The sequence below is a fragment of the Xanthomonas sp. F1 genome (assembly GCF_014199855.1).
Window position 1 is genome coordinate 781,318 of sequence record NZ_JACHOK010000001.1, and the last position, 21,077, is coordinate 802,394.

Consider the following 21,077-nt stretch of genomic DNA (forward strand, 5'->3'; position numbering starts at 1 on the left):
GTAACGCCGTGGTCCGCGACGCGTGACGGTCCGTTCACGCCGCTGCGCTAAGACTGCATCGATGCAAGCGATCTCTCCGGCGTCACCGCCCTCGCCCATCGCATCCGTCGCGACACTGGCGGACCGCCTGCGTCGCGTGCGTGCGCGCAGCCGTCAGCTCGCCGCGCCATTGAGCGAAGAAGACGCGATGGTGCAGAGCATGGACGACGCCAGCCCGGCCAAATGGCATCTGGCGCACACCACCTGGTTCTTCGAGCGTTTCGTGCTCGGTGCCGATCCGGCCTACCGCGCCCACGATCCGCAGTGGGACTATCTGTTCAACAGCTACTACCAGAGCATCGGCCCGGCGCATGCGCGGCCGCATCGCGGCCTGCTGTCGCGGCCATCGCTGGCGCAGGTGCTGGACTACCGCAGCGAGATCGACACGCGCGTGCTGGCGCAGTTGCAGGCCGGCACGCTGGCGCCGCAGACCCTGCAGATCCTGGAGCTGGGCCTGCAGCACGAACAGCAACACCAGGAGCTGCTGCTGACCGACATCAAGCACGCGTTCTGGCGCAATCCGCTGGGCCCGGCGTATCGCGCGGATCTGGCGACACAGCACGCACCGGCGTCCGCGCTGCGCTGGCTGCAGCGCGACGAACAGATCAGCGAGATCGGTGCCGCACCGTGGCCGGCGCATGCCGGCTTTGCCTACGACAACGAATCGCCGCGACATCGCGTGCTGGTGCCGGCGCATGCGCTGGCCAGCCGCCCGGTGAGCAATGCCGAATACGCCGAATTCATCGCCGACGGCGGCTATGGCACGGTCGGGCTATGGCTCAGCGACGGCTGGGCGCAGCGTTGCGCCGAGGACTGGCAGCGCCCGCTGTACTGGCATGCCGACGGCGTACGCGAATTCACCCTCGGCGGCTGGCGCGAACGCGACCCGCATGCGCCAGTGTGTCATCTCAGCCTGTTCGAGGCCGACGCCTATGCGCGGTGGGCCGGAGCGCGCCTGCCGACCGAGGCGGAGTGGGAACAGGCCGCCACCGGCGTCGCCATCGCCGGCAATTTCGTCGAGACCGATGCGCTGCACCCGCAACCGGCCGCGCCGGCCGATACCGGTCTGCAACAGTTGTTCGGCGATGTCTGGGAATGGACCGGCAGCGCCTATCTGCCCTATCCCGGCTTCCGCCCATGGTCGGGCACGCTGGGCGAATACAACGGCAAGTTCATGAATGCGCAGTGGGTGTTGCGCGGCGGCAGCTGCGCCACGCCGCACGATCACATCCGCGCCAGCTACCGCAACTTCTTCCCCTCCGATGCGCGGTGGCAGTTCGCCGGCGTGCGCCTGGCCAAGGATTCCGCATGAATGCCGCAACCGCCCGTGCCCTGACCGAAGCCGCCCTGACCGATCTGCATCCGCAGCCGGACGACATCACCGCCGATGCGATCGCCGGCCTGTCGTGCAGCCCCAAGCAACTGCCGTCCAAGTATTTCTACGACGCCGAGGGTTCGCGCCTGTTCGAGGCGATCACCCGCCAGCCCGAGTACTACCTGACCCGCACCGAGCTGGATCTGCTGGAAGCGCGCATGCCGTCGATCGCGCAGGCGGTGGGCACCGGCGCGCACGTGGTGGAACTGGGCAGCGGCAGCGGCCGCAAGACCCAGTTGCTACTGGACGGCCTGCGCATGCCGGTGGCCTACACGCCCATCGAGATTTCCCGCGACATGCTGATGTCCAGCACCGCGCGGCTGGCCGAGCGCTTCCCGCACATCCAGATGCTGCCGGTGTGCGCCGACTTCACCACGCCAGTGGCGCTGCCGGCGCCGCAGCGCGGCGCGCGCCGCACCTTGGTGTTCTTCCCCGGCTCGACCCTGGGCAACTTCACCCGCGAAGACGGCATCGCCCTGCTGCGCTCGATGCGCCAGACCATGGGTGCGGACGGCTGCGCGCTGATCGGCATCGATCTGGTCAAGGACACGGCGTTGCTGGAAGCGGCCTACAACGATGCCGCCGGCGTCACCGCCGCGTTCACCCTCAACCTGCTGCGCCGGCTCAACCGCGAGATCGGCAGCGACTTCGACCTGGCGCAGTTCCGCCATCGTGCGGTCTATTCGGAAACGCGCCAGCGCATCGAGACCTTCCTGGTCAGCCAGTGTGCGCAGCAGGTGACTGTGGCCGGGCGCCGCTTCGATTTCGCCGAAGGCGAAGCGATGCAGGTCGAATACAGCCACAAGTACACCGACCAGAGCTTCGCGGCGATGGCCGCCGAAGCCGGCCTGCGCGTCAGCCACGGCTGGAATGCGCAGGACGATGCGTTCGGGCTGCGGTTGCTTCAGAGCCGGGACCCGGGTCCTGGCACCGGGGACTCGGAAAATCCGTAATCCTGCGAAACGCGAAACGCCATGATGTCCGGAGCAAAATCGCGATCAAGCAACTCGCAGGAAACGTGGCGGCTTTTGTGGGAGGGACTTCAGTCCCGACGGGCTTTACCGGGAAAGCCTGTCGGGACTGAAGTCCCTCCCACAGTGCCATCGCAACCGCCTTGCACTCGCGAAAAATCCCGGGTCCCGGCTTTCCCGAGTTCCTCAGGCCTGATACCCATTGCTGATCGGATAACGCCGCTCGCGGCCGAACGCGCGGCGCGACACCTTCGGACCCGGCGCGGCTTGGTGCCGCTTCCACTCGCTGATGCGCACCAGCCGCACGACCCGGTCGACCACTTCGGCGGCGTAGCCGGCGGCGACGATCTCGTCGCGCGATTCCTCCTGGTCGACGTAGCGGTACAGGATGCCGTCGAGCACGTCGTACGGCGGCAGCGAGTCCTGGTCGGTCTGGTTGGCACGCAGTTCCGCCGAGGGCGGCCGCGCGATCACCGCCGGCGGGATCACCGGCGTGCCGCCGACCGTGTTGCGCCACTTCGCCAGGCCGAACACCTCGGTCTTGTAGAGGTCCTTCAGCGGCGCGTAGCCGCCGCACATGTCGCCGTAGATGGTGGCGTAACCCACCGCGTACTCGCTCTTGTTGCCGGTGGTCAGCAACAGGCCGCCGAACTTGTTGGCCAGCGCCATCAGGATCACGCCGCGGCTGCGCGACTGCAGGTTCTCTTCGGTGACGTCAGGTTCGGTACCGGCGAACAGTGGGCCGAGCGCGCTCAGCAGGCCTTCGAAGGCCGGCTCGATCGCCACGGTCTCCAGCTTGACCCCCAGCGTGCGGCACTGTTCGGCGGCCAGGTCGTTGGAGAGATCTGCGGTGTAGCGCGACGGCAAGCGTACCGCGGTGACGTTGTCCGCGCCCAGCGCGTCCACTGCCATCGCCAGCACCAGTGCCGAATCGATGCCGCCGGACAGGCCCAGCCACACCTTGGAAAAACGATTCTTGGCGCAATAGTCCTGCAGCCCGCGCACCACCGCGCGCCAGGCCAGCGCATCCATGCTCTCGTCGCCGTCGTCGGTCCAGCGCAGCGGCGCGAAACGGCGCGCGGCGGTGTCGTACTCCACCACCAGCCACTGATCGGTGAAGGCGGCCGCGGCCGGATGCACGGTGCCGTCGCCATCGGCCACCACCGAGGCGCCGTCGAACACCAGCGCATCCTGGCCGCCGACCACGTTGAGATAGGCCAGCGCCGCCCCGCTCTCGCGGCTGCGCTCGGCCAGCAAGGCATCGCGCTGCGCGTGCTTGCCGCGCTCGTAGGGCGAGGCGTTGGGCACCAGCACCAGCTCCGCGCCCGCCCGCACCGTCGCCGCCAGCGGCTCCGGGAACCACAGGTCCTCGCAGATCACCAGGCCGACCGGCGTGCCCTTGACCTCGAACACGCAATTCTCGCCGTCCGGATCCACGTCGAAATAACGGCGCTCGTCGAACACCGCGTAATTGGGCAGTTCGCGCTTGCGATAGGTCCGTTCGATGCGGCCGCCGCGCAGCACGCTGGCGGCGTTGTAGACCACGCTGCCGGCGCTCTGCGGCCAGCCGACCACCGCGACGATGCCGCGCACCTGCGCGGCGATGCGCTGCACCGCGCGCTCGCAATCGGCCAGGAAGCCCGGCCGCAGCAGCAGGTCTTCCGGCGGGTAGCCGCTGACCGCCAGTTCCGGGAACAGCACCACGTCGGCACCGTACGCGTCGCGCGCCTCCTCGATCAACGCGATGATCCGGTCGGTGTTCTGGGCGACGGCGCCCACCGGGAAATCGAACTGGGCCATGGCGAGGCGGAGGGAGGCGGACATAGGCAACCTTGCAGGAACGAGTGGGAGACACGCAGGCGCCACGCGAGCGCATCGCACCTGCCGCGGCGCCGCAGCTTCGCGTGCCGCCATGCGCAGTGTAGCGCTGTGCCGGGTTGCGGCCGATGATGCACATGCCGCCACGTTGGAATGCGGCATGTGGCCAGGGCAGGCGGCGTCTTGGGTGAGCGCATGGCGGCAGCAGCGGCGATGCCGCAGGACGCTCCCTCTGGCGCGCGCCCCAGAGAAAGCTGCTTAGCCAAACGCCCCGCGTCGCGACTGAAGTCGCTCCCACAAGGGGCGGCATGCCGAGTGCTGGCTGATGCACCGTCGAAGAACTTCAGGGCAGCTCGAACAACGTGCTTTTGCCGCGGCTCAGCGCGACATGTCGTGACACTCGCAGGAGCGGCTTCAGCCGCGACGGGCGTTCCCGGTAACGCCCATCGCGGCTGAAGCCGCTCCTGCGAAAGCGTGTGCCTGCTTGTCGAAGGCGATCGCAGTGGGTCGCCAGTCAGCGCTGGCCTGGATTTGCCTTCCATCCCCAGACTGCGCTGCCCGGGCTGCACCGAGAAGCAAGGATGCAGTGCAGCCACACCTACAGAAGCGGCTCCCGACGATGCGCCGCGGACTGCAGCATCCGTGTCGCGGCTGAAGCCGCTCCCACAGGAACACGACACAGCAACGGGTGACGGCATGCCGGCAGCCACTGTGGGAGGGACTTCAGTCCCGACTGCATCAACCCCGAAGCGCCGACCAGCCACGGCCCTGCGCTTCAGCGGGCACCACCGCCAGCCCGCGCACGGCGCCGCCGGCGCCAACGCCGCACCAGCAGCACCACTCCGGCGCACAGCCCCAGCGCAGCAACGCCCAGCACCGCCATGCGCACGCCGACGCCGTGCTGGAACACCACTTCCTTGCCCTCGCCGTCCAGCGTATAGGCGACCACGTAGTCGCCCATCGTGCCCATGCCCTCACGTCCACCCGCTGCGATCACCACGTACTGCTTGCCGCCTGCGGCATAGACCGAAGGCGTGGCCTGGCCACCGGCCGGCAGCTTGGCCTCCCACAGGGTCTTGCCGGTGGCGCTGTCGAGTGCACGCAAGCGCGCGTCGGCGGCCGCGGCGATGAAGGTCAGGCCGCTGGCAGTGGTCACCGCGCCGCCGAGCAACGGCGTGCCCACGTCCAGCGGCAGCCACGGCAGCTTCTCTTCCAGGGTGCCCAGCGGGCGTTCCCAGGCGATCTTGCGCGTGCGCAGATCCACCGCCACCAGTCGCCCCCACGGCGGCTTGACGCAGGGAATGCCGCCGGACGAGCTCAGCATGCCGCGGCGCATGTAGTACGGCGTGCCTTCCATGTCGTTGAACTGCTGGTCCGGATGGCGCGCGTGCTCGGCCTCGCTGAACTTATCGCGCGGGATCAACGCTACCTGCATCGGCAGGTCCGACACCGGCAGGATCGCCAACTGCCGTTGCGGATCCACCGCGATGCCGCCCCAGTTCACGCCGCCGGCCCAGCCCGGCAGCGCGATCGTGCCGCGCACGCTGGGCGGGGTGAACAAGCCTTCCGAGCGCAGCCCGGCGATCAGCGCTGCGCATTCGCGGCGCGCGCCCGGCGTCGCCCTCCAGGCATCTGCGGCGGTCAGCGGCGTATGCCGTGCCAGACGCAGACCCGGTTCGGGCATCGGCTGGGTCGGCGAGGCGCGTTCGCCCGGCACGTCGGAAGCCGGTACTGGCACCTCGCTGATCGGGAACAGCGGCGTGCCGTCGCGGCGATCGAAGGCGAACAGGAAGCCGGTCTTGGTCGCCTGCAGCACCGCCGCGCGCGGTCCCTGGGCGGTCTGCACCGTAGTCAGCACCGGCTGCGAGGCCTGGTCGTAGTCCCAGAGATCGTGGTGCACCAGTTGCTGCGCCCACACCCGGCGGCCGCTGCGCAGGTCCAGCGCCACCAGCGAATCCGCATCGCGGTTGTCGCCCAAGCGCTCGCCACCGTAGTAGTCGGGGCTGGCCGAGCCGGTCGGCACGTACACCAGACCCAGCGCCGGATCCACCGACAGCGGCGCCCAGGCATTGCCGCCGCCGACCGTGGCCGCCTGCTCCGGCTGCCAGCCGGCAGCGGCAGCCTTGGCCGGATCGCGCGGCACCGGATCCCAGCGCCACCGCTCGCGTCCGCTGCGCGCGTCGTAACCACGCACCACACCCTGCTCCAGCGCATGCCCGCGGTTGTCGCCAATCGAGCTGCCGACCACCAGCACGTCGCCGGCCACCACCGGCGGCGAGGTCACCGCATAGTTGGACCAGGCATCGCTGGCTGTATCGTGCACATCGACCCCGGCGTGCAGGTCGATCGTGCCATCCTTGCCGAACCCGGCGCAGGGCTTGCCGTCGGCGGCATCCAAGGCGATCAGCCGCGCATCCAGGGTGCCGTACACGATGCGCTCGCGGCACGGACCCGCCGCGGCCTGCGTGTCGCGCCAGAAACTCGCTCCACGCGACGCCGGGTCGCTGTAGTGCTTGTTGCGCGCCACCTTGGCATCGAACGACCACAGTTCGCGGCCGCTGGCCGCATCCAGGGCGAAGGCGATGCCGGTCCCGGTGGTGAGGTACATGCGCCCGCCCAGCACCAGCGGATTGGCTTCGAAGCGACGCCGCTCCGGATCGGGGAGGCCCGCGCCGAGTTCGCCGGTGCGGAACGACCAGGCGATGCGCAGCCGGCCGATGTTGTCGGGCGTGATCTGGGTCAGCGGCGAGTACTGTCCGCCACCAGGCGCGCCGGCGTAACTGGCCCAGTCGCCCGGCGCCGCCGCACAGAGGCCGCCGATGCCCATCGCCATGCCCGCCCCGCATACCACTGCCCGCCATCGCCTGATCACGCATCCACTCCTGTTGCTGCCGAAGAAAGTGCGCCAGTGTTGGGGCTTCGCCTCGCCCTGTCACCCACAAGTGACGGCACCGCCCCAACAGGGGACCAATGGCGGGCGGCAGGGACGAATGACGACTGCTGGGATGGCGCAAATGCTTGATTGCGCAGGAGGCTGGCCTGCGACATCGCACAGCAGTCCCGTCAGCAACGTTGCACCCGGGACGCCGCCGCGGTGCCGCGCACCGGATCCTCGAAACGAAAAAGGCCCCGCTTGCGCGAGGCCCTTGCGGACAGCGGCGGCGACAACGACGCACCCGAAGGCGGATCGCTGCCGCGGCGCTGACGGCTTACTTCACCAGCGAAGCGATCGCCGCACCCAGGTCGCCCGGCGAGCGGACGGTCTTGACCCCGGCCGCTTCCATTGCCGCGAACTTGCCCTCGGCCGTGCCCTTGCCGCCCGAGGCGATCGCACCGGCGTGGCCCATGCGCTTGCCGGCCGGCGCCGAAGCACCGGCGATGAAGCCGACCACCGGCTTCTTGACGTGCTTGGCGATGTACTCGGCACCGGCTTCCTCGGCGTCGCCGCCGATTTCGCCGACCATGATGATGCCTTCGGTCTGCGGATCCTCGTTGAACAGCTTGAGGCAGTCGACGAAGTTCAGGCCGTTGATCGGGTCGCCGCCGATGCCGATGCAGGTGGACTGGCCCAGGCCCACTTCCGTGGTCTGCTTGACGGCTTCATAGGTCAGCGTGCCCGAACGCGAGACGATGCCGATCTTGCCCGGCTTGTGGATGTGGCCCGGCATGATGCCGATCTTGCACTCGCCCGGGGTGATCACGCCGGGGCAGTTCGGCCCGATCAGCACGGTCTCCGGGAAGGAGCGGGTCAGCACGTTCTTGACGCGCAGCATGTCCAGCACCGGGATGCCCTCGGTGATGCAGACGATGACCTTGATGCCGGCCGCAGCCGCTTCCAGGATCGCGTCGGCCGCGAACGGCGGCGGCACGTAGATCACCGAGGCGTCGGCGCCCGTGCTCTGCACGGCATCGGCCACGGTGTTGAACACCGGCAGGTCGATGTGGGTGGTGCCGCCCTTGCCCGGCGTGACGCCGCCAACGACCTGGGTGCCGTACTCGATCATCTGGGTGGCGTGGAAGGTGCCCTGCTGGCCGGTGAAGCCCTGCACGATCACCTTGGTGTTCTTGTTAATCAAAACAGACATGGAAAGTTCCTTCGGTGTCGTGGATCAGGCGGCGTTCTTGACAGCTTCAACGACCTTCTTGGCGCCGTCGTTGATGTTGTCGGCCGGAATGATGGCCATGCCGCTGTCGCGCAGCAGCTGCTTGCCTTCTTCCACATTGGTGCCTTCCAGGCGCACCACGACCGGGACCTTGACGCCCACTTCCTTGACCGCCGCGATGATGCCCTCGGCGATCATGTCGCAGCGGACGATGCCACCGAAGATGTTGACGAAGATGCCTTCGACCTTGTCCGAGGACAGGATCAGCTTGAACGCCTCGATCACGCGCTGCTTGTTGGCACCGCCGCCCACGTCCAGGAAGTTTGCCGGCTCGCCGCCGTTGAGCTTGATCACGTCCATGGTCGCCATGGCCAGACCGGCGCCATTGACCATGCAGCCGATGTTGCCGTCCATGGTGACGTAGTTGATGTCCAGCTCCGAAGCGGTCACTTCGGTCTCGTCTTCCTGGGACTTGTCGCGCATGGCGACCAGTTCCTTGTGGCGGAAGTTGGCGTTGTCGTCGCTGTTGAACTTGCCGTCCAGCGCGTACAGGTTGCCGTCGTCCAGGATGGCCAGCGGATTGATCTCCACCAGCGCCAGGTCCTTCTCGTTGAAGATGCGGTACAGGTTGACCATGATGCTGGCGAACTGGCCGGCCTGCTTGGCGGTCAGGCCCATCTTGAAGCCGATGTCGCGGCCGTGGTAACCCTGCACGCCCTCCACGAAGTCGACGTTGAGCGTGTGGATCTTGTCCGGGGTCTCGGCGGCGACCTGTTCGATCTCCATGCCGCCTTCGCTCGATGCGATGTAGCTGATGGTGCGGGTGCCGCGGTCGACCAGCACCGACAGGTACAGCTCCTTGACGATCTCGCCGGCGGTGGTCACCAGCACCAGGTTGATCGGCAGCTCGACGCCGGCGGTCTGGTAGGTGGCCATCTTGGTGCCGAGCAGCTTCTCGGCAACGGCCTTCACATCGTCGGTGGTCTTGCAGAACTTGACGCCGCCGGCCTTGCCGCGGCCACCTGCGTGGATCTGCGCCTTGACCATCCAGGGGCCGGCGCCCAGCGACTTGGCGGCTTCAACCGCTTCTTCCGGAGTCGCCGCGACCTTGCCGGCCGGGACCGGGATGCCGTACTCGGCAAGCAGTTGTTTTGCCTGATATTCGTGGAAATTCATGCGTCACCGTGGGAAAAGGAACGGCCGTCCCGCAGCGATCCGGGCCCTGAGTGGCGGCCGGGAGCGGTACGGACGGGACGCCTATTGTCGCCGACCCAGGGCGGCGGCGCAAAAGCACCGACGGTCTACCCGGCCGCAGCCATCCGGGAAGGCCTCGGTTGCCCTCCCCCCGGGTGAAGCGGCACAGGGCCGCGCGCCCTGCCACCCTCGTCCCGCCGCCTTCGCCTTCGCGTGGACTGACCCGGCGCCAGACCGCCTTCGGTCGCAACCGCCACGTCGATGTCGTGGGTGGCGACCGGCCCCAGGCTGATCGCCGCCAACCCTGCGCCATCCGCGTAGACGGCGTCGCCCCTATACTCGCGCCGTCCGCTGCCCGCCCGGAGTCCGGCTTGCCCACCAGCGCCTCGCTCATCGACCGCATCGAGTCCATCCCGCGCCGCGAGCTGTATTTCTTCGCGCTGTACCGCGTGCTGGTGGCCGGGCTGATCGCCGCCCTGGTGTTCAGCCCGCTCAGCGTGCTGGTCGGCGAGCCGCGCTACCCGCAACTGGCCAACACGCTGGCCACCGCCTACCTGGCGGTGGCGCTGGCGCTGCTGGTGTGGGGGCGCAACGAGGCGCACCTGACGCCGATCGTCGGCTTCAGCGCGGTCGCCGACATCGTCGCCGCGACCCTGGCCGCGCACGCCCTGCCCGCCGCCAGCGCCGGCATCGCGATGATGCTGCTGTTCAACGTCGCCGCCGCGGCGATGCTGCTGCGCCTGCGCGGCGGCCTGGCCATCGCCCTGATCGCCTCGGTGGCGACACTGGCCGAATACGTCTGGAGCGTGCTGGACGGCGCCGACAACACCCGCAGTCTGGCCGAACTGGCGATGTTCGCCACCAGCTACTTGGCGGTAGCCTACATCTGCAACCGCCTCGGCCAGCGCGCGCGTGCCAGCCAGAGCCTGGCCGAACGCCGCGGCGCCGAGGTGGCCAATCTCTACGAAATCAACGAACTGATCATCCGCCGCATGCGCACCGGAGTGCTGGTGGTGGACGCGCAGAACCGGGTGACCCTGGCCAACGAGGCCGCGTCGGCCCTGCTCGGCGACACCGACGGCAACAGCGAAAGCGGCCGGCTCGACCTGCTCAGCGCCGCGCCGGAGCTGGCCCGGCGCCTGCAACGCTGGCGCAACGGCTGGAACCAGGACGAAAGCCCGCTGCAGCTGTCGCCGGACCAGCCGGAAGTGCAGCCGCGCTTCGCCCGGCTGCTGGCCGAGGGCGACCTGACCCTGGTGTTCCTGGACGACGCCACGGTGGTGTCGCGGCGCGCCGAATCGCTGACCCTGTCCGCGCTGGGGCGCTTCTCGGCCAGCCTGGCCCACGAGATCCGCAACCCGCTGGCCGCGATCAACTACGCCTCGCAGTTGCTCGAGGAATCGCCGGCGATCGGCGATGCCGACCGCCGCCTGCTGCAGATCATCCACCAGCAGTGCCAGCGCACCAACGGCATCGTCGAAAGCGTGCTCGGCCTGGCCCGGCGCGAGCGCTCCAACCCGGAGAACCTGGACCTGGGCGCATTCGTGCGCCGCTTCGTCCTGGAGCACCGGCAGACCCTGTCGATCGAGACCGACAGCCTCGAGGCGATCCTCGCCCCGCAGCCGGTGCATGCGCTCGTCGACCCCAAGCACCTGCACCAGATCCTCAGCGCGCTGGTGCACAACGCGCTCAAGTACGGGCGGGTGATGGAGGAGCCGGCGCGGGTGCGCCTGCGCGTGGCGCTGCAGGAACGCAACGCCATCGTCGACGTGATGGACCGCGGCCCGGGCATCCCCGAGGCGGTGGCGGCGCAGTTGTTCCGGCCGTTCTTCACCACCTCCGAGCACGGCACCGGACTGGGCCTGTACATCGCCCGCGAGCTGTGCCGGGCCAACCAGGCCCGGCTGGAATACGTGCCGGTACCGGCCGGCGGCGCCTGCTTCCGCGTCTCCCTGCCTGGTCCGCACGCCATGCTCAGCGGCTGACAGGTGAGAATCGCTCCGCCAGCGCGCAGCCGGCGCCGGTAAATTGGCGCATGCCCCGGTTCCTACGCTATCTTCCCTGCACATGAACGAAACCCGAAGCGCCCTTGTCGTCGACGACGAGCGCGACATCCGCGAGTTGCTGGTCCTGACCCTGGGCCGGATGGGGCTGCGCATCAGCACCGCCGCCAACCTCGCCGAAGCGCGCGAACTGCTGGCGAGCAACCCCTACGACCTGTGCATCACCGACATGCGCCTGCCCGACGGCAACGGCATCGAACTGGTCAGCGAGATCGCCAAGCACTACCCGCGCACGCCGGTGGCGATGATCACCGCCTTCGGCAGCATGGACCTGGCGGTGGAGGCGCTGAAGGCCGGCGCCTTCGACTTCGTCAGCAAGCCGGTGGACATCCAGGTGCTGCGCGGCCTGGTCAAGCATGCGCTGGAACTCAATAACGAAACCCGCGCCGCGCCGCCGCAGCCGCCGCCGGAACAGGCCAGCCGCCTGCTCGGCGCCTCGGCCGCGATGGACGCGCTGCGCAACACCATCGCCAAGGTCGCGCGCAACCAGGCACCGGTCTACATCCTCGGCGAATCCGGCGTAGGCAAGGAACTGGTCGCGCGCACCATCCACGAACAGGGCGCCCGCGCCGCCGGCCCCTTCGTGCCGGTGAACTGCGGCGCGATCCCCGCCGAACTGATGGAAAGCGAGTTCTTCGGCCACAAGAAGGGCAGCTTCACCGGCGCCCATGCCGACCAGGCCGGCCTGTTCCAGGCCGCGCACGGCGGCACCCTGTTCCTCGACGAGGTCGCCGAACTGCCGCTGCCGATGCAGGTCAAGCTGCTGCGCGCGATTCAGGAGAAGTCGGTGCGGCCGGTGGGCGCCGCCAGCGAAGTCCCGGTGGACGTGCGCATCCTCTCGGCCACGCACAAGGATCTGGCCGACCTGGTCGCCGAGGGCCGCTTCCGCCACGACCTGTACTACCGCATCAACGTCATCGAACTGCGCGTGCCGCCGCTGCGCGAGCGCGGCGGCGACCTGCCGCAACTGGCCGCGGCGATCCTGGCGCGGCTGGCCAAGAGCCACGGCCGACCCACCCCGCTGCTGTCGCCCTCCGCCCTAGACGCCCTGAGCAGCTACGCCTTCCCCGGCAACGTGCGCGAACTGGAGAACATCCTCGAACGCGCCCTGGCGATGGCCGAGGACGACCAGATCAGCGCCACCGACCTGCGCCTGCCGCAACCCGGCAACCATGCCCGCAGCGCCGCCGAAGCCGCCCCGGCACTGCCGCGCGGCGTGGTCGACATCGACCCGAGCTCCTCCGCCCTGCCGTCCTACATCGAACAGCTCGAACGTGCCGCCATCCAGAAGGCGCTGGAAGAGAACCGCTGGAACAAGACCCGCACCGCCGCGCAGTTGGGCATCACCTTCCGCGCCCTGCGCTACAAGCTGAAGAAGCTGGGGATGGAGTAGAGGAGCCGGGATTGGGGAATCGGGAGTGGGGATTCGCAAGAGCGAAGGGCGGATTCCCAGCCCTGATCATCAGGCGAAATGACTAGGCAACAGACGGCGGCGTAAGCCGCTGCGCCGCTGTTGCCAATCCCCAATCCCGACTCCCGAATCCCCGCCCCTCAGTCCTTCGTCACCCGATTGATCTCGGCCAGGCTGGTGATGCCGTTGCGGGCCTTGAGCAGGGCCGACTGGCGCAGGTCTTTGACCCCGACCCTCTGCGCAGCGCTGGCGATGTCCATGGCGTTGCCACCCTGCAGCACGATCGCGGCGATCTCGTCGTTCATCGGCATCACCTGGTAGATGCCGGTGCGGCCCTTGTAGCCCTCGGTGCACTCGTCGCAGCCGACCGCCTCGTACAGCTGGATGCCGGCGGCGATTTCCGCCTCGGTGAAACCCTCGGCCAGCAAGGCATTTTCCGGCAGCTGGGCCGGGCGCTTGCAGTTGTTGCACAGGCGACGGGCCAGGCGCTGGGCGATGACCAGGGTCACCGAACTGGTGATGTTGTAGGGCGCGATACCCATGTTCATCAGGCGCGCGATGGTCTGCGGCGCGTCGTTGGTGTGCAGGGTGGACAGCACCATGTGACCGGTCTGCGCGGCCTTGATCGCGATCTCGGCGGTTTCCAGGTCGCGGATTTCGCCGACCATGATGATGTCCGGATCCTGGCGCAGGAACGAGCGCAACGCCGCGGCGAAGGTCATGCCGCGCTTGTTGTTCTGCTGCACCTGGTTGACCCCGGGCAGGCGGATTTCGACCGGATCCTCGGCGGTGGAGATGTTGCGGGTGTCGTCGTTGAGGATGCCCAGCGCGGTGTACAGCGACACCGTCTTGCCCGAGCCGGTGGGACCGGTGACCAGGACCATGCCGTACGGCTTGTGGATCGCGTCCAGGAACAGCTTCTGCTGCTCCGGCTCGTAGCCGAGCTTGTCGATGCCCAGCTTGGCCGCGCTGCCGTCGAGGATACGCAGCACGATCTTCTCGCCGAACAGCGTCGGCAGCGTGCTGACGCGGAAATCGATCTGCTTGTTCTTGGACAGGTTGAGCTTGATGCGGCCGTCCTGCGGGACGCGCTTCTCGGCGATGTCCAGCTGCGCCATCACCTTCAGGCGCGCGGCGATGCGCTGGTTCAGCTTGACCGGCGCCTTGGCCACACTCTTGAGCAGGCCATCGATGCGCAGGCGCACCCGGTAGTCGTCCTCGTAGGGCTCGAAGTGGATGTCGGACGCGCCGCGGCGGATCGCATCGACCAGCACCTTGTTCACGAACTTGACGACCGGGGTGTCCTCGCCCTTGGCGTCGATGCCGGTGTCGCCACCGCTGCCCATGTCCTCGTCGCCGCCGCCGACATCGAGGTTGTCCATACCCTCGTCGTCGCCCAAGGCACTGCCGAGCGAGTCGTTGCTGGCCTGCCACTGCTCCAGGGTCCGACGGATCTGGTCCTCGTCGACGAGGATCGGCTCCACCGTCAGATTGGTATGGAACTTGATGTCGTCCAGCGCCCGGGTCTGGGTCGGGTTGCTGATGCCGATGAACAGGCGGCTGCCGCGCTTGAACAACGGCAGCACCTGGTACTTCTGCAGCAGTTCCTCGCTGACCAGCTTCATCGCGTTCTGGCTGGCGTCGAAGACCGAGACATCCATCAACGGCATGCCGAACTCCACCGCATTGGCGGCGGCCAGCTGCGCGGCGGTGACCAGTTTCTTCTCGGAGAACCACTGCGGCAGCGGGACCTTGGCCTCGCCCGCCTGGGCCATCGCGGTCCGCGCCGCGGCTTCGTCCAGTGCACCGTCCTGCACGAGGCGGCGGGCGATCCCGGTGATGCCTACAAGATTTGCTGCAATTCCTGCATTCATCAATTCACTCCAAGGAGCAATAGAGTTGCTATCACCAATTAAAGCACAAAGAAAAGGCCCCTTTCGGGGCCTTTTCTAGGTAAGCGATAGTATTATTAGGTGCAGTTGCTGGGCTTGTGCTTGGCAGCAACGTTGCCACCAGCGATCACGCACGCCCAAGCACCGGTTGCGGCGGTGCGATTCAGCGTCACCGTGGCTCCGGTCACAATGTCGTTACCCTTTACACCAGTGCACTGAATGCTGGAAGCGGTCACAGTAAAGGAGGTGCAGCGAGGGGTGGTCGTTTGCAGACCAAGCGCTGCGCCGTCGGCTGGCACATACGTGCTGTCTTCCTGAAGCTTGGATTCCAGCATGGTCCTGGCAGGAGTCACTTCAGCAAGCGCAGCAGCGAGCTGCGACTTGGCGACATAGTCACGGTACATCGGCAGCGCGATGGCGGCCAGGATGGCGATGATCGCGATCACGATCATCAGTTCGATCAGAGTAAAGCCCTGTTGCTTCTTCATAACAAACCCCTAGAGATGGAATGTGAGTGGTGGGCACTCGCCCGCGGATCCTACTCCCCGAGCGCCGCGGCTGAGCGCCACGTGGGGGTAAGCGAAGCAGACTGCGTGCCAACTTCGCGCGCATGCCCAATCCCCCTACCGAAGTGCATCATGCCTCAGCCACAGGACCAAGGCGCAGGCAAATCAGGAATTTGCGACAGGATGGACCATCCGCCCATGTGGGGCAAAAAGTGACGCCCTACGTCACCCCCAAGGGCGCGATCCGGCTGGATGATGGTCGCTACGGATGCCAGACGTCCAGGAAACCGATACCATGCTGGGTATGTCCGCCCGGGGATGGCCGGACGGGGGAGACGACCTGATGTCCGCAACGCGCAGCGCAGTCAAGAAAGAGCCGGTCGCACGCAGCACCAGTCAGCAGGTGCCCTTCGTCTGGGAGGGGACCGACAAGCGCGGCGTCAAGATGAAAGGCGAGCAGGTCGCCAAAAGCGCCAACTTGCTGCGCGCCGAGTTGCGTCGGCAGGGCATCACGCCTTCGGTTGTCAAGCCCAAGCCCAAGCCACTGTTCGGGGCGAGCGGCAGCAAGATCGGCACAAAAGACATCGCTTTCTTCAGCCGCCAGATGGCGACGATGATGAAATCGGGCGTTCCCATCGTGGGTTCGCTGGAGATCATCGCCAGCGGGCACAAGAACCCGCGCATGAAGAAGATGGTCGACCAGATCCGCACCGATATCGAAGGCGGTTCCTCGCTGTACGAGGCGATCAGCAAGCACCCGGTGCAGTTCGACGAGTTGTACCGCAATCTGGTCAAGGCCGGCGAAGGCGCGGGCGTACTTGAGACAGTCCTGGAAACGGTTGCCACCTACAAGGAAAACATCGAGGCGCTGAAAGGCAAGATCAAGAAAGCCTTGTTCTATCCGGCCATGGTGATGGCCGTTGCCCTGATCGTCAGCTCGATCCTGCTGGTGTTTGTGGTCCCCCAATTCGAGGACGTTTTCAAAGGTTTCGGCGCCGAACTTCCTGCATTCACCCAAATGATAGTGGCCGCCTCACGCTTCATGGTGGCCTATTGGTGGCTGCTGCTGTTTGTGCTAATCGGATCCATCGTCGGCTTTACCTTTGCTTATAAGCGGTCGCCAGCGATGCAACACGGCATGGACCGGCTGATTCTGAAGGTGCCGATCATCGGCCAGATCATGCACAACAGTTCAGTGGCGCGCTTCTCGCGCACCCTGGCGGTGACCTTCCGCGCTGGTGTACCGCTGGTAGAGGCACTGGACATTGTCGCCGGCGCCACCGGCAACAGCGTCTACGAGAAGTCCGTCCTGCGCATGCGCGACGACGTGGCGGTTGGCTATCCGGTCAACATGGCGATGAAGCAGACCAATCTGTTCCCACACATGGTGATCCAGATGACCGCGATCGGCGAGGAGGCCGGCGCACTGGATGCCATGCTGTTCAAGGTGGCCGAATATTTCGAGCAGGAAGTGAACAATGCGGTCGATGCATTGAGCAGCTTGCTGGAACCGTTGATCATGGTGTTCATCGGCACCATCGTCGGCGGCATGGTCATCGGCATGTACCTGCCGATCTTCAAGCTGGCCTCCGTCGTTGGATAAGCATTAATGGCATTTCTCGATCAACACCCCGGCCTCGGCTTCCCGGCCGCGGCCGGCCTCGGCTTGCTGGTGGGCAGCTTCCTCAATGTGGTCATTCTGCGCATGCCCAAGCGCATGGAATGGCAGTGGAAGCGCGATTCGCGCGAGATCCTGGAGCTGCCGGACATCTACGATCCGCCGCCGCCGGGCATCGTGGTGGAGCCGTCGCACTGCCCGCATTGCAAGCACAAGCTGGCCTGGTTCGAGAACATCCCGCTGTTCAGCTGGCTGGCGTTGCGCGGCAAGTGCCGTTACTGCCATGCGCCGATTTCACCGCAGTACCCGCTGGTGGAACTGCTCACCAGCCTGCTGGTGGTCGCCAGCGTGTGGCGCTTCGGCTTCGGCTGGCAGGGCTTCGGCGCGATCGTGTTCAGCTGTTTCCTGGTGGCACTGTCCGGCATCGACCTGCGTACCCGCCTGCTGCCGGACCAATTGACCCTGCCGCTGATGTGGCTCGGCCTGATCGGCAGCATGGACAACCTGTACATGCCGGCCAAACCCGCCCTGCTCGGCGCCGCCGTCGGCTATTTCTCGCTGTGGTCGGTGTGGTGGCTGTTCAAGCAGATCACCGGCAAGGAAGGCATGGGGCATGGCGACTTCAAGCTGCTGGCCGCGATCGGCGCCTGGTGCGGATTGAAAGGCATCCTGCCGACCATCCTGATCTCCTCGCTGGTCGGCGCGATCCTGGGTTCGCTGTGGCTGGCCGCCAAGGGCCGCGACCGCGCCACGCCGATCCCGTTCGGCCCCTATCTGGCGATCGCCGGCTGGATCACCTTCTTCTGGGGCACGGAGATCGTCGAGACCTACATGCGCTGGTCGGGACTGCGCTGACGGAGCCCACGGCTTGACTGATTTCGTCGTCGGCCTGACCGGAGGCGTGGCTTCCGGCAAGAGCGAACTGAGCCGCCGCTTCGAGGCCAAGGGCATCGTCGTCGCCGATGCCGACCTCGCCGCACGCGCAGTGGTCGCCCCCGGCCACCCGGCGCTGGCGCAGATCGTGGCGCGGTTCGGGCCGCAGATCCTGCAGGACGATGGGCAGCTCGATCGCGCGGCCTTGCGCCAGCGCATCTTCGAGGACGCGACAGCCCGCCACGACCTGGAGGCGATCACCCATCCCGCCATCCGCCAGTTGCTGCAGGAACGCTGCCGTGAGGCCGCAGGACCGTATGCGATCGCGGCCATTCCACTGTTGACCGAGGTCGGCGCACGCGCCGCCTATCCCTGGCTCGACCGGATCCTGGTGATCGACGCCCCCGAGGCGCTGCAACACGCTCGCCTGATGCAACGCGACGGCATCACCGCCGATCTGGCGCAGCGCATGCTGGCGGCGCAGGCCACCCGTGCCGCCCGCCTGGCCATTGCCGACGACGTGGTGGTCAACGACGGCGCCGCGGAGGAACTGCAGGAAGCAGTGGAGAGACTGGATCGGGAGTACCGTGCGTTGGCTGCGGCCAAGGCGTCTTCGTAGAGGAGCGGTTCAACCGCGACCGGGCTTTCCGATAAGGCTCGGTCGCGGCTGAAGCCGCTCCTACGGCGGTCGACGCGTCGTCGCCAGCCTCAGGCCGGCTTGAACCACAGCGTCGCCACCACGCCCTTGGTGGCACCCGGACGCACGTTGACCTGCCAGCCATAGAGATCGCAGAGCCGGCTGACGATCGACAGGCCGATGCCACCACCCTGCGAATGGCCGGCATGCGTGCCGCGGTAGCCGCGCTGGAACAGCTTGGCCGCGTCCTCCTCGCTCAGGCCCGGGCCGGAATCGATCACCTGCACCGCGTCGCTCAGCACCCGCACCACCACCTGCCCTTCCTGGGTGTACTTGACCGCATTGCCGATCAGATTGCCCAGCGCCACCGACAGCGCCGCTTCCGGCGCATCGATGGTGAGGTTGCGCTCGCCTTCCAGCAGCAACTGCAACGGCTTGCCGCCCAACTGCGCGCGATGCGACTCGATCAACTGCTCGGCCACCTTGGCGACGTTGCTGTGGCCCTGTCCACGCTCGTTGCGCGACAGCAGCAGCAGCGACCCGATCAGATCGCTGCACTGTTGTTCGGCGCGCTGGATGCGTTGCAGGCGCTGCAGCACCTTCTCGTCGAGGTTGGGCCGGGTCAGCAGCAGCTCGGTGGCGCCGCGGATCACCGCCAGCGGCGTGCGCAGTTCGTGGCTGACGTCGGCATTGAACTCGCGGTCGCGCTGCACCACTTCGGTCAGGCGCGCCGAGTAGTCGTCCAGCGCCTCGGCCAGCTGGCCGACCTCGTCGTCGGGAAAATGCGGCGCCAGCGGCTTGGGATCGCTGCTGCCGCGATAGGCGCGCAAGCGCGCCGCCAGGTCCGACACCGGCCGCATCACCCGCGACGCCGACCACCAGCCGATCACCAGCGACAACGCGCTGAACACCAGTACCGACAGGATCAAGGTGCGCTTGAGCTGCACCTCGCCCTGCATGGTCTGGGTCAGGTCGTAGGCCATGAAGAACCAGGCGTCCGGCGTCTTGCGCACGCCGACCTTGTAGGCGAACGGTTTGCCGTCCGCGTCGGTGCCCGACATCATGTGGATGCCGTCGCTGAGACGCTCCCACTCCGGGAAATCGCGACGCAGGCCATCGAGCTTGTCGGGACGATAGACAAAGCCCTTCATCTGCTGGACCGGAATCGCCAGGTTGCGCCCGCCGCTGGCCACGTAGCTGCGCCAGGACGCTTCCAGGTTGCGGTTCATCACGTCTTCGACCAGCTGGTTCTCCACGCGCGCGCGCGCCCAGTTGGTGGCGAACGCGAACAGCGCGGTCAGGCCGAAGCCCAACAGCACGAACGAGAGGATGATGCGGCTGCGGAGGCGACGGCGATAGCGCCCGCGCCGCCGCACGACCCGCGGCAACGCCGGCGTTTCAGGCATCGGGTGCGGCGATGCGGTAGCCGATGCCGTGGCGGGTCTGGATCATCGGTACGTCGAACGGCTTGTCCACCACCGCGCGCAGGCCATGGATATGCACGCGCAGGGAGTCGGAGTCGGGCAGCTCCTCGCCCCACACACGCGTTTCCAGCTCCTGCCGGGTCACCACCGCCGGCGCGGCCTCCATCAACGCCTGCAGGATCTTCAGCGCGGTGGGATTGAGCTGCAGCAGCTTGCCCTGGCGGCGCACTTCCAGCGTATCCAGGTTGTATTCCAGATCGCCGGTCTCCAGCACCCGGGTGTGCACGCCCTTGCCGCGGCGCGACAGCGCGTTGAGCCGCACTTCCACTTCCTGCAGCGCAAACGGCTTGATCAGATAGTCGTCGGCACCCGAATCGAAGCCGGCGAGCTTGTTGTCCAGCGAATCGCGCGCGGTGAGCATCAGCACCGGGGTCTGCTTGCGCGCTTCGTTGCGCAGCTTGCGGCAGACCTCGATGCCGTCCATGCCCGGCAGGTTGAGATCGAGCACGATCGCATCGAACTCGTGCACCACCGCCAGGTGCAGGCCAGTAACACCATCGGCGGCGAAATCGACGGTATGACCGCGATCCTCGAGGTAGTCGCCGAGATTGGCAGCGATGTCGCTGTTGTCTTCGATCACTAGAATTCGCACCAACATTTACCCCGTCAGTCGTACTTGCCAGTTGGATTGCGCCGCATCAGTTCCTGCGCATCCTCGTTGTCGCGGCGGCGTTCCGCCACGGTCCTGCATTGCGTGGTGGTGCGCAGCGAACCGGTGACGGCCTCGCGCCTGCATACCATCCGGCTGTCCGCCGCCGCCTTGGTCAGCAGCGTATTCACCGTTTCCTGGTCGTTGAACAGCGCGACCTTCTGTTCTTCCTTCAAGGTCTCCACGTCCTGATGGGCGTCGAGTATCGCAGCCATTCGCGCCAATGCGGCTTCGACCTTGCTCCGATCGTCAGCATTGATTTCGGAATAGGTCTTGCCGTCGTTCAATTGCTGCCGAATTGTACTGAGTTGCTGCGCGAACGCTTTCTTCACGTTCATGGGCGCCTCACCTTTGGGCGCCGCCACTGCCGCGCTCGCCAGAAGCATGCCCAGCACCAATGCCATCAACCGTTTCATCCCCTTCCCCTTGCAGACTGGACCCAGC

Annotated in this window: 16 protein-coding genes; 7 read left to right on the top strand and 9 right to left on the bottom strand. The window is 67.0% G+C overall.

Annotated elements, in window-relative coordinates:
• Window positions 1–61 precede the first annotated feature (61 nt).
• Window positions 62–1,351: an ergothioneine biosynthesis protein EgtB gene (gene egtB / locus GGR71_RS03250; protein WP_160957306.1), complete on the top strand. Its 1,290-nt coding sequence runs from the start codon at window positions 62–64 to the stop codon at window positions 1,349–1,351.
• Window positions 1,348–2,367 carry an L-histidine N(alpha)-methyltransferase gene (gene egtD, locus GGR71_RS03255; protein WP_160957305.1) on the top strand — a complete coding sequence of 340 codons (1,020 nt, stop codon included), beginning with the start codon at window positions 1,348–1,350 and terminating at the stop codon, window positions 2,365–2,367. Before egtB ends, egtD begins: the two co-directional genes overlap by 4 nt.
• 204 nt (window positions 2,368–2,571) lie before the next feature.
• Here egtD and GGR71_RS03260 read toward each other — a convergent pair whose 3' ends face one another.
• The 4 genes from GGR71_RS03260 to sucC form a co-directional block, all read right to left on the bottom strand.
• Window positions 2,572–4,209 (bottom strand): NAD+ synthase, encoded by a 1,638-nt coding sequence (locus GGR71_RS03260; RefSeq protein WP_160957304.1) that lies wholly within the window; start codon window positions 4,207–4,209, stop codon window positions 2,572–2,574.
• 769 nt (window positions 4,210–4,978) lie between these two features.
• Window positions 4,979–7,075 (bottom strand): pyrroloquinoline quinone-dependent dehydrogenase, encoded by a 2,097-nt coding sequence (locus tag GGR71_RS03265; RefSeq protein WP_456362571.1) that lies wholly within the window; start codon window positions 7,073–7,075, stop codon window positions 4,979–4,981.
• Between the two features lie 337 nt (window positions 7,076–7,412).
• Window positions 7,413–8,288, bottom strand: coding sequence for a succinate--CoA ligase subunit alpha (gene sucD, locus GGR71_RS03270; RefSeq protein WP_026144653.1), 876 nt, complete (start codon window positions 8,286–8,288; stop codon window positions 7,413–7,415).
• A 24-nt stretch (window positions 8,289–8,312) separates the two neighbouring features.
• Complete coding sequence (sucC, locus tag GGR71_RS03275; protein ID WP_010342227.1) at window positions 8,313–9,482, bottom strand: ADP-forming succinate--CoA ligase subunit beta; 1,170 nt, start codon at window positions 9,480–9,482, stop codon at window positions 8,313–8,315.
• Window positions 9,483–9,871: 389 nt separating this feature from the next.
• Here sucC and GGR71_RS03280 point away from each other — a divergent pair, with 389 nt between their 5' ends.
• Window positions 9,872–11,485, top strand: coding sequence for a sensor histidine kinase (locus tag GGR71_RS03280; protein ID WP_048490324.1), 1,614 nt, complete (start codon window positions 9,872–9,874; stop codon window positions 11,483–11,485).
• A gap of 82 nt (window positions 11,486–11,567) precedes the next feature.
• Entirely contained in the window at window positions 11,568–12,956 is a 1,389-nt protein-coding gene (locus GGR71_RS03285; RefSeq protein ID WP_160957302.1) for a sigma-54-dependent transcriptional regulator, read from the top strand.
• 158 nt (window positions 12,957–13,114) lie between these two features.
• Here the strand turns inward: GGR71_RS03285 and pilB are convergent, their stop codons facing one another.
• Window positions 13,115–14,848, bottom strand: coding sequence for a type IV-A pilus assembly ATPase PilB (pilB, locus tag GGR71_RS03290; protein WP_160957301.1), 1,734 nt, complete (start codon window positions 14,846–14,848; stop codon window positions 13,115–13,117).
• Between the two features lie 95 nt (window positions 14,849–14,943).
• Window positions 14,944–15,354, bottom strand: coding sequence for a pilin (locus tag GGR71_RS03295; protein ID WP_160957300.1), 411 nt, complete (start codon window positions 15,352–15,354; stop codon window positions 14,944–14,946).
• Between the two features lie 361 nt (window positions 15,355–15,715).
• Between GGR71_RS03295 and GGR71_RS03300 the strand changes: the two genes are divergently transcribed.
• From GGR71_RS03300 to coaE, 3 genes are read left to right on the top strand one after another with little or no spacing between them, the layout of a single operon-like run.
• Window positions 15,716–16,975, top strand: a complete 1,260-nt coding sequence (locus GGR71_RS03300; RefSeq protein WP_048490328.1) for a type II secretion system F family protein — start codon at window positions 15,716–15,718, stop codon at window positions 16,973–16,975.
• A gap of 6 nt (window positions 16,976–16,981) precedes the next feature.
• Entirely contained in the window at window positions 16,982–17,845 is an 864-nt protein-coding gene (locus GGR71_RS03305) for a prepilin peptidase (protein ID WP_010342233.1), read from the top strand.
• A gap of 13 nt (window positions 17,846–17,858) precedes the next feature.
• The gene (gene coaE / locus GGR71_RS03310) at window positions 17,859–18,482 is read left to right on the top strand and encodes a dephospho-CoA kinase (RefSeq protein WP_160957299.1); all 624 of its coding nucleotides are present in this window, start codon (window positions 17,859–17,861) and stop codon (window positions 18,480–18,482) included.
• 89 nt (window positions 18,483–18,571) lie between these two features.
• Here coaE and GGR71_RS03315 read toward each other — a convergent pair whose 3' ends face one another.
• Genes GGR71_RS03315 through GGR71_RS03325 form a run of 3 tightly spaced genes read right to left on the bottom strand, consistent with a single transcriptional unit; the run spans window position 18,572 to window position 21,037 of the window.
• Window positions 18,572–19,906, bottom strand: a complete 1,335-nt coding sequence (locus tag GGR71_RS03315; RefSeq protein WP_160957298.1) for a sensor histidine kinase — start codon at window positions 19,904–19,906, stop codon at window positions 18,572–18,574.
• Entirely contained in the window at window positions 19,899–20,576 is a 678-nt protein-coding gene (locus tag GGR71_RS03320) for a response regulator transcription factor (RefSeq protein WP_010340533.1), read from the bottom strand. Before GGR71_RS03320 ends, GGR71_RS03315 begins: the two co-directional genes overlap by 8 nt.
• 14 nt (window positions 20,577–20,590) lie before the next feature.
• Window positions 20,591–21,037 (bottom strand): hypothetical protein, encoded by a 447-nt coding sequence (locus GGR71_RS03325; RefSeq protein WP_456362572.1) that lies wholly within the window; start codon window positions 21,035–21,037, stop codon window positions 20,591–20,593.
• Between the last annotated feature and the right edge of the window lie 40 nt (window positions 21,038–21,077).

Bases quoted from the DNA above. Each gene is read 5' to 3' on its own strand.
- egtB (WP_160957306.1), top strand. From the start codon at position 62: ATGCAAGCGATCTCTCCGGCGTCACCGCCCTCGCCCATCGCATCCGTC.
- egtD (WP_160957305.1), top strand. From the start codon at position 1,348: ATGAATGCCGCAACCGCCCGTGCCCTGACCGAAGCCGCCCTGACCGAT.
- GGR71_RS03260 (WP_160957304.1), bottom strand. From the start codon at position 4,209: ATGTCCGCCTCCCTCCGCCTCGCCATGGCCCAGTTCGATTTCCCGGTG.
- sucD (WP_026144653.1), bottom strand. From the start codon at position 8,288: ATGTCTGTTTTGATTAACAAGAACACCAAGGTGATCGTGCAGGGCTTC.
- sucC (WP_010342227.1), bottom strand. From the start codon at position 9,482: ATGAATTTCCACGAATATCAGGCAAAACAACTGCTTGCCGAGTACGGC.
- GGR71_RS03285 (WP_160957302.1), top strand. From the start codon at position 11,568: ATGAACGAAACCCGAAGCGCCCTTGTCGTCGACGACGAGCGCGACATC.
- pilB (WP_160957301.1), bottom strand. From the start codon at position 14,848: ATGAATGCAGGAATTGCAGCAAATCTTGTAGGCATCACCGGGATCGCC.
- GGR71_RS03295 (WP_160957300.1), bottom strand. From the start codon at position 15,354: ATGAAGAAGCAACAGGGCTTTACTCTGATCGAACTGATGATCGTGATC.
- GGR71_RS03300 (WP_048490328.1), top strand. From the start codon at position 15,716: ATGTCCGCAACGCGCAGCGCAGTCAAGAAAGAGCCGGTCGCACGCAGC.
- GGR71_RS03305 (WP_010342233.1), top strand. From the start codon at position 16,982: ATGGCATTTCTCGATCAACACCCCGGCCTCGGCTTCCCGGCCGCGGCC.
- GGR71_RS03315 (WP_160957298.1), bottom strand. From the start codon at position 19,906: ATGCCTGAAACGCCGGCGTTGCCGCGGGTCGTGCGGCGGCGCGGGCGC.
- GGR71_RS03325 (WP_456362572.1), bottom strand. From the start codon at position 21,037: ATGGCATTGGTGCTGGGCATGCTTCTGGCGAGCGCGGCAGTGGCGGCG.